6 protein-coding genes and 1 pseudogene are annotated in these 7,021 nt (G+C 72.3%); 4 read left to right on the forward strand and 3 right to left on the reverse strand.

Annotated features, from left to right (window positions below):
* Positions 1–1,025 (forward strand): annotated as a pseudogene (locus tag J0670_RS25445) (hypothetical protein); the annotation flags it as partial.
* Positions 1,026–1,220: 195 nt separating this feature from the next.
* On the opposite strand, the gene J0670_RS25450 reads toward J0670_RS25445, so the two are convergent.
* The gene (locus tag J0670_RS25450) at positions 1,221–2,057 is read right to left on the reverse strand and encodes a helical backbone metal receptor (protein WP_243437498.1); all 837 of its coding nucleotides are present in this window, start codon (positions 2,055–2,057) and stop codon (positions 1,221–1,223) included.
* A gap of 142 nt (positions 2,058–2,199) precedes the next feature.
* On the opposite strand from J0670_RS25450, the gene J0670_RS25455 reads away from it, so the two are divergent.
* The 3 genes from J0670_RS25455 to J0670_RS25465 are packed head-to-tail and all read left to right on the forward strand — an operon-like array spanning position 2,200 to position 5,171.
* Positions 2,200–3,279 (forward strand): ABC transporter substrate-binding protein, encoded by a 1,080-nt coding sequence (locus tag J0670_RS25455; protein ID WP_207813994.1) that lies wholly within the window; start codon positions 2,200–2,202, stop codon positions 3,277–3,279.
* A gap of 3 nt (positions 3,280–3,282) precedes the next feature.
* Positions 3,283–4,386, forward strand: coding sequence for an iron ABC transporter permease (locus J0670_RS25460; RefSeq protein ID WP_307806682.1), 1,104 nt, complete (start codon positions 3,283–3,285; stop codon positions 4,384–4,386).
* On the forward strand, positions 4,383–5,171 hold the full coding sequence (locus J0670_RS25465; RefSeq protein ID WP_207813995.1) for an ABC transporter ATP-binding protein: 789 nt from the start codon (positions 4,383–4,385) through the stop codon (positions 5,169–5,171). Before J0670_RS25460 ends, J0670_RS25465 begins: the two co-directional genes overlap by 4 nt.
* A gap of 54 nt (positions 5,172–5,225) precedes the next feature.
* Here the strand turns inward: J0670_RS25465 and J0670_RS25470 are convergent, their stop codons facing one another.
* A complete protein-coding gene (locus J0670_RS25470; RefSeq protein ID WP_207813996.1) occupies positions 5,226–5,696 on the reverse strand; it encodes a hypothetical protein in 471 nt (156 codons plus the stop codon).
* Between the two features lie 431 nt (positions 5,697–6,127).
* Positions 6,128–7,018 carry an L-tyrosine/L-tryptophan isonitrile synthase family protein gene (locus J0670_RS25475; RefSeq protein WP_207813999.1) on the reverse strand — a complete coding sequence of 297 codons (891 nt, stop codon included), beginning with the start codon at positions 7,016–7,018 and terminating at the stop codon, positions 6,128–6,130.
* Positions 7,019–7,021 lie beyond the last annotated feature (3 nt).

Here is a 7,021-nt window from a genome sequence, read left to right on the forward strand (position 1 = left end):
CGGTGGTCGAGGTCGAGGTCGAGGTCGAGGAGCCCGAGGCCGTGACCGACGTGGTCGAGGCTCCGGTGGTTGAGGTCGCCGAGGTCGAGGAGCCCGAGGCCGTGACCGACGTGGTCGAGGCTCCGGTGGTTGAGGTTGAGGCCGTTGTGGAGGCGTCGGCGGAGGTTGCCGAGGTCGAGCTGGTGGTTGATGTTGACGGTGAGCCTGAGGCTGTTGCCGCTGCGGAGCCGGTCGCCGAGGCTGACGTCGTAGAGGAGACGTCGGCCGAGGTCGCCGAGGTCGAGGAGCCCGAGGCCGTGGCCGACGTGGTCGAGGCTCCGGTAGTTGAGGTCGCCGAGGTCGAGGCTCCGGCGGTTGAGGTTGAGGCCGTAGTGGAAGCTTCGGCGGAAGGCGCCGAGGTCGAGCTGGTGGCTGAGGTTGAGCCCGAGGCTGCTGCCGCTGTGGAGCCGGTTGTCGAGGCCGTTGAGGTTCCGGCTGCTGAGGCTGACGTCGTAGAGGAGACGTCGGCCGAGGTCGCTGAGGTCGCCGAGGTCGAGCCCGAGGCCGTATCCGTCGGGGAGGCCGCCGCCGAGACCGAGCAGCCGGTTGCCGAGCCGGAGGCGCTCGTCGTCGAGGAGCCGGCCGCCGAGGTCGAGGCCGATGAGCCGGTTGCTGAGGAAGCTCCGGCCGTTCAGATCGAGGAGCTCGCCGTCGAGCCCGAGACCGTCGTCGAGGAGCCGGCAGTCGAGCCCGAGGCCGTCGCCGCTGAGGTGCCCGTCGAGGAGGCGGCCCCCGTTGCCGCTGAGGTGCCCGTCGAGGGGGCTCCCGTCGCTCGTCCCGCGAAGCCGGACTTCACCCCCGGCCGCCCCGTGACCGCCTACTCGGCCGACGAACTGCTGGCCGTCGTTCGGTGGGTCGACGGCGACGGTGTGGAGCGGACGGACGAGGAGTTGCTGCGGGCGGCGATGAAGGAGCTGGGCTTCGCCCGGCTCGGCCCCCGGATCAAGGAGGCGCTCGGCGCCGCCGTCGCCGCCGCGCGCGGCTGACGTCCGACCGGCCGACGCACGGCCGCAGGGCCCGGGACGCACTCGTGTCCCGGGCCCTGCGCCGTTCCCGGAGGCCGACGGGGCGTCGTCAGCCCGCCTTGTTCCACGGCTGGCCGGACATCAGCGCCTTCACGTTGGCCACGTACTGCGGGTCGGGGATGACCGGGCCGGTGAGCCCGGCGAGTGGCGGTCGTCCTACGGTGTGATCGTCTTTCCGTGGATGAACGGCTGGCCGATCGCCCGCCGCAGCACGGCCGGAGCCTCCACCAGGGACGGTCCGTACCAGGTCAGGTGCCGTCCGCTGACCAGAGCGACCGGGACGTCCGGGAACGCCTCCGGCCCGTCCTCGGCGGTGAACCGGTACGGCTCGTCCGGCAGTACCACCAACTCGGCGCCGCTGGCGAGCAGTTCGGGCAGCGGAACGGCCGGGTAGCGCTCGGGGTGCTCACCGTGGACGAGCCGCAGGCCCAGGCGGCGCAGCAGGTCCCCGGCGAAGGTGTCGCGGCCGAGCACCATCCACGGGCGGCGCCAGATCGGCACGATCGCCCACGGACCGTCCGTCACCGCGTCATCGGCCACAGCCCCGTCCGCCACCGGGCCGACGTCGCGCCAGGCCGCCTCCGCCTCGTCCAGCCAGCCCGGGCGCGGCAGCCGGCAGGCGACGGTCAGCAGCCGGTCCAGCGAGCGGAACGCGTCGTCCAGGGTGCGGATGTCGGTGACCCAGACCGGCACCCCGGCCGCCCGCAGTGCGTCCAGGTCGGGGCGGCGGTTCTCCTCGTCGTTGGCGAGGACGAGGTCCGGTTCGAGGGCCAGGACGCCCGGCACATCAGGGTTCTTGGTGCCGCCGATCCGGGTGACGGACAGCTCGGCGGGGTGGCTGCACCAGGCGGTGGCGCCGACCAGCAGGCCGGGCGCGGTGACCGCGACCGCCTCGGTCAGCGAGGGCACCAGCGAGACCACCCGGCGCGGCGGTCGCGCCCCGAGCCGTACGGGCAGGTCGAGGTCGTCGCGCCGGACGAGGGGATCGGCCATCCGGCCACCCTACGCGCCGTCCGCCCGGCGGCGGCCCGCAGCGCCCGGGAATCCCCGGGAACCCGCCGCCGCCGCTGCCCGACTACCTGGTCCGGGTCCGCAGCACGGACCGCCAGCACGATCACCCACCAGGAGAGTTGTCATGCGCCCTCGCGTTGTCTGCGGTATCGCGGCCGCCGTCGCCCTGTTCGCCACGGCCTGCGGAAGCGGCGGCGGGGGCGGGCGGGCCGCCGACGCCACCGCCCAGGCGGCCCCGACCGGCGGCTACCCCGTCAAGGTCGCCGACTGCGCGGGCCGGGAGACCACCATCGCCAAGGCCCCGACGAAGATCGTCACCAGCAACGCGGCGAGCCTGGAGATGCTGCTCCAACTCGGCGCGGGCGACCGGGTGATCGGCACGGGCTTCCCGCCCGGCAAGGGCACCCTGCCCACCGCCCTCGCCGAACAGGGCGCCAAGGTGCCGGCGCTCGGCGACAAGACCATCCCCAAGGAGAAGCTGCTCGGCTCCGGCGCCGACCTCTACGTCGACACCTTCGGCGCGATGCCGATGATGGGCGGCGCCTCCGGGCCCAGCGAGGAGGAGTTCGCGGCGGCCGGCATCCAGCACGTCTACCTGCTGTCCACCGCCTGCGCCGGAACCCCGAAGGCCGCCAAGGCCCCGCGCACCGACCTCGCCGGGGTCGAGGACGACCTCCGCCGCCTCGGCGCCGTCACCGGCACCGCCGCCCGCGCCGAGGAACTCGTCACCGGGATGGAACAGCGGATCGGCGAGGTCCGCACCGCGCTCGCCGGTGTCCCGGAGGCGCAGCGGCCCGGCTACTTCGTCTTCGACTTCGACGCCGGGACCAAGCAGCCGACCGCCGTCTGCGGGCGGCAGGTCGCCAACGCCGTCATCACCCTGGCCGGGGCCCGCAACGTGTTCGCCGACTGCGACGCCGACTTCAAGCCCGGCTCCTGGGAGGACGTCGTCGCCAAGAACCCGGACTGGATCCAGCTGGCCGTGCGCAACCGGGGCAGCGAGGAGGCCACCCGCAAGGCCTTCGACGACGCCGAGGCGTTCCTGCGGAGCTTCCCCGCGACCCAGGGCCTGAAGGCCGTCCAGGAAGGGCACTTCGTCCGGCTCGGCTCCGAGGTGACCACCATCGCGGGCGTGCGCAACGCCGACGCCGTGCGGCAGATCGCCGCCACCATCCACCCCGACCTCGTCAAGAACGGTCAGTAGAACGTGACGTCGGCCGACCCCGTCGCCGCCCCCGCCGCCGAGGCACACGACCGCGGCCGCCCGGCCCGCACCCTGCGGGCCGGGCCGCTGGCCGTCGCGCTCGCCGTGGCCCTGCTGCTCGCGCTGACCGCCGCCGTCTCGCTCGGCTCGGTGGACATCCCGCCCGGCGAGGTCTGGTCGGTGGTCGCCCACCACCTCGCCGGGCGGACCCCCGAACCCGGTACCCGGGACCTCATCGTCTGGCAACTGCGCGTGCCCCGCGCCCTGTTGGCGGCCGTGGTGGGCGCCGGGCTCGGACTGGTCGGCACCGCCGTGCAGGCGCTGGTCCGCAACCCGCTCGCCGACCCCTACCTGCTCGGCATCTCCTCCGGCGCCTCCCTCGGCGCGGTCGCCACCATCGTCCTCGGCACCACCCTCGGCCTCCAGGTCTCCTTCAACAGCGCGCTCGGCCTCACCGTCTCCCTGGCGGCCTTCGCCGGCGCGCTCGCCGCGTTCTCCCTGGTCTGGCTGATGGCCCGGCGCGGCGGCGGCTTCTCCCCGCTGCGGCTGGTGCTGGCCGGCATCGGCATCGCCCAGTTCCTCGGCGGCATCACCAGTTACCTGGTGCTGCAGACCCGCGACGAACAGCAGACCCGGGGCGTGCTGTTCTGGCTGATGGGCAGCCTCGGCGGCGCCGTCTGGGCCCAACTCGCGCTCCCCGCGGCCGCCGTGGCGATCGGCCTGGCCCTGCTCCAGGCCCGCGCCCGGGGGCTCAACGCGATGCTGATGGGCGACGAGACGGCCGCCGGGCTCGGTGTGGACGTCGCCCGGCTGCGTCGCGAGGTCTTCGTCGTCACCAGCGTGCTCACCGGGGTGCTGGTGGCCGTCTCCGGCGCGATCGGCTTCGTCGGGCTCATGGTGCCGCACGTCTGCCGGCTGCTCCTCGGCGGCGACCACCGGCGGCTGCTGCCGCTGTCCGCGCTCACCGGAGCGCTCCTGCTGGTCGTGGTCGACACCGTGGCCCGCACCGCCCTGGACGGCCAGGAACTGCCGATCGGCGTCGTGACGGCCGTGCTCGGCGCCCCCACCCTGCTCTACCTGCTGGACCGACGACTGGAGCACAAGTGAGGATCGCCGTCGAGGACTTGAGCGTCGCCCTGGCCGGCCGGACGGTGGTGGCCGGGGTCCACCTGATGGCAGAGGACGGCGAGATTGCCGGGCTGGTCGGGCCCAACGGCAGCGGCAAGTCCAGCCTGCTGCGCACCGTCTACCGGCACCTGCGGCCGAGCGCCGGGCGGGTGCTGCTGGCCGGGCGGGACCTGGCGGAGCTGAGGCCCGCGCAGTCCGCCCGGCACATCGGTGCGCTGCCCCAGGAGCGCGGCGGGGACTTCGAGTTGAGCGTCCGCGAGGTGGTCGCGATGGGTCGGACCCCGTACAAGCGGGCCTTCGCGGCCGATGACGCCGAGGACCACCGGATCACCGTCGAGGCGCTCGTCCGGGTCGGCATGGCGGCGGCGGCCGAGCGCCGGTTCTCCCAGTTGTCCGGCGGCGAACGGCAGCGGGTGCTGCTCGCCCGCGCGCTCGCCCAGCAGCCGGACGTCCTGGTCCTGGACGAGCCGACCAACCACCTGGACGTCCGGCACCAGGTCGAACTCCTCGCCCTGCTGCGGGAACAGCGCCGCACCACCCTGGTCGCACTGCACGACCTCAACGCCGCCGCCTCGGTCTGCGACCGGCTGCACGTACTGCACCGCGGCGCCCTGGTGGCTTCCGGGGCGCCGCGCGAGGTGCTGACCGCCGAACTGCTGGCCGAGGTCTTCGGTGTCCGGGCCGCGGTGGTCGAACATCCGCTCACCGGCGATCCGTTGATCGCCTTCGACCACCGCGCCCCGGCGCAAGCCCCGCTCGCCTAGTGCCGCATCGGGCCGGCCCTCAGCGGTGAGGAGCGAAGGCCGACCGATGTGGCACTAGTGGTGCGTCGGCTGGATCCAGACCTTGGGGTACACCACGGCGTTGTCGCCGCCACCTCCTGTGTAGTTCGTGCCGAACACCCGGTCCGTGCCGTTGAAGTGGTAGCTGTTGGTCCCGGAGAACGGGTTGTCCCAGTGGAAGGCGATCTGCTTGCCCTCGGCCGTTCTCGTCTTGCAGTTGTACGCCTTGTAGGTAACCCAGGCTTCGGTCCCGGTTCCGATTCCGTTGGATTCGGTGCGCATATGGTTGTTCTTGGTGTTCTTCAGGATTTTGCTCGGAGGATGGACCGTCCACTCACCGTGTGGTATGCCCTGGCCGGTCAAGGTCCAGTCGCAGTCCGTGTCATTGGTGAGGTACACACTCACGCTGCGTGCTGCCTTATGACTTTCGACGGCATGTGCCGTTCCTCCCAGTGCCGTGGCAGCCAGGAGCCCGGTGAGTGCCAGGCCGACTATTCCTCGCTTCATCTTTACTCCCTCCAGCTGTGCGCACGGCCCCTCCGATGGGCGCCCGCTCGTTTGACGGGTCCGGACAGGGGTCGGCGATTTCATTGCCTGATGAAGGTTGAACGACGGTTCCACCGGACTCGGCAGGAAAGGGAGAGTCGCTTTGAATGGTGGTCGGTTTTTACCGTGCCACCTTGCGAGCCCATGCCAGAGTCTTCACGGATGGCCGCTTCCTCAAGCACAGCACAGACCGGCAGGATCCGCACGGCAGTGGGCCGCCCAGCCCGGTCACTGTCCGTCCACCTCGCAAACGCGTTCTGTTGAATAGGGGTGGTGGGCTTGGAGAAGCCTTGGGGAAGCAAAAGCGGACATGAATGGACGCCGCTTACGGGAGGGAAATTCGGAATTCCCCAGGGCCTCTGGTCCTCTCGCGCCGAGAACCGGCCGGATGATCACTTGCCGGACGGGCCTTCGCTCTCGTAGTGGCTCGGCCGGCCGTCGCGCAGCACCGGGCGGCCGAGTCGGGCGGCGTCCTCGTTGCGCAGCAACTCCCACTTGCCGTCGGGGCGGTGGAGCACCGTCGAATGCCAGGGCGTCATCCACGCGTCGGCCGCCTCCAGCAGCCGGATGCCGAACTTCGCGGCGCCCGCCGGCTGCGGGTGGATGGAGAGCCGGAACGCGCGCGGGTGCTGCTCGGCGATCAACCCGCCCCAGGCGCGGCTGCGCTGGATCACCCCGTACGCGCGGCGGCGGCACTCGCGCTGGAGGGCCGATCGGGTGCCGGTGAAGCCCACGGTGTCCTCGGTGAGGAAGCGGGTGATGCCGCGGTAGAGCCGCAGGGTCTCCTCCTCGGTCAGGACCTGCTCACGCAGCTCCTCGACGCCGGGCGCGTACTGCCGGTGCACCCGGGCCCGCTTCTCGTCGTACGGCAGGGCGCCGAGCACGGCCCGCATGTCGAAGGTGGCGAGGTGGCGGAGGCCCTCGCGTTCGATCATCGCGGCCAGCTCGTCCGAGTACTCGTCGATGTGGTCGTCGGGGACGTTGATCAGGTCGCCGAAGATGTGCCCGTCCGAGCAGATCAGGATCCGCGCGCCGGGCGGGTGTATCCGGCCGATCTCGGCGCACAGCCCGTCGAGGAAGGTGAGCGACAGCCGCTCGCCCTCGTCGGGCAGGTGGCCGAGCACCTTGGCCGGGTTCGGCGACTTGCAGGGGAAGCCCGGCAGGGTGAACACGATCGGTTCGCCTGCGGCGACGAACTCCGTCAACTGCGCCAGCTGGAGCGGGAAGTGCTCGGGCCGGGCGTCCAGTTCCGGGTCGGAGGCGCGGCGGTGCGGCAGCAGCAGGCC

Source organism: Streptomyces sp. FH025 (genome assembly GCF_017427025.1).
Lineage (GTDB): Bacteria > Actinomycetota > Actinomycetes > Streptomycetales > Streptomycetaceae > Kitasatospora.